Source organism: Vibrio sp. Vb0667 (assembly GCF_033391095.1).
The window spans coordinates 1-1,008 of record NZ_JAWPOL010000451.1; the positions used below are offsets into that span (position 1 = coordinate 1).

At 42.1% G+C, this 1,008-nt stretch carries 1 pseudogene; it reads right to left on the reverse strand.

Going from position 1 to position 1,008, the window contains the following annotated elements:
- Window positions 1-825: pseudogene (locus R8269_RS26585) on the reverse strand (EAL domain-containing protein); the annotation flags it as partial.
- Window positions 826-1,008 lie beyond the last annotated feature (183 nt).

Genomic DNA, 1,008 nt, shown 5'->3' on the forward strand with positions numbered 1-1,008 from the left:
ATTCTGGAAGTTGATGTTTTTCACACGAGCTAAAATGGTGGCGTTGTTGATGTCGAAGGGTTGAGTCGTGTAATTGCTGTTATCGCTCCACTCGTTGAACGCTTTTTGGCTGACGGGAACTACTGCCTCTGGCGTGACCAAGCAGCGGATATTAAAGCGATCCAACATCATGCTGGATTCAACGAGCTTTACGTTATCAAACAACCCTTTTAGTTGGTCTTCATCAGCATAGCAATTCATCTGAGACAGGCTGTCGGAAATGTCCAATGCGCTATCTAAATAGTTGTGTTTCACAATACTGTTGATGGCGTAATAGCAGACCGAGAAAAAGATAGCTGTAGTAACCAGCAGCACCCAAGCGATGTCGGTGTATATCCTTTTATTCCGCAAGCAAATACGAAGGGCTTTTCTGACGCTGTTTTTCGTGTGTTGGTTGATTCTCTTTTGTTGATAGATGCCGCTTTGGTGAGTATGTAGCATGGTAAAAGGGATGAAATATCCCGTCCTGTGAATGTTTTCTATGATGTTTCTCGTGGGAGAAACGTGATCTTCCGTGAGCTTGCGAAACTTCTTTCTCAATGCTGCCACCGCGTTTTTAAATCCATTTTCTGGCAAAGCCATCTTGTAGTGTTGAGTGATTTTTCTCTCAATAACGCGCTGACTGATCGGCGCATTTAAACTGCCGTAAGTAGCAATAGTTGAAAGAATGGCATACTCATTTGAACTAACAGGGATGGCGTGGTGGAGTGTGTTGTTGATCTCTAAAGAAATGTCGTTTTCGGACAAGCAAACGCAGATTTGGTTTCCAAGTTCAAACCTAATCATGTGTTGATAAGCTCCAATTTAAATTTTGGCTACGTTATCAATAATGAGAAGTGAAGGGTGTGATTTTGTACGGGGATATCCTAAACATTTGGATATAGTAACAGTTTTAGTTTTTTTTATGAGCTACAGCGAGAGTAGGCCCTGACTGGTTTTTAGCCGGAACAAACAAAAATATCGGCAGGA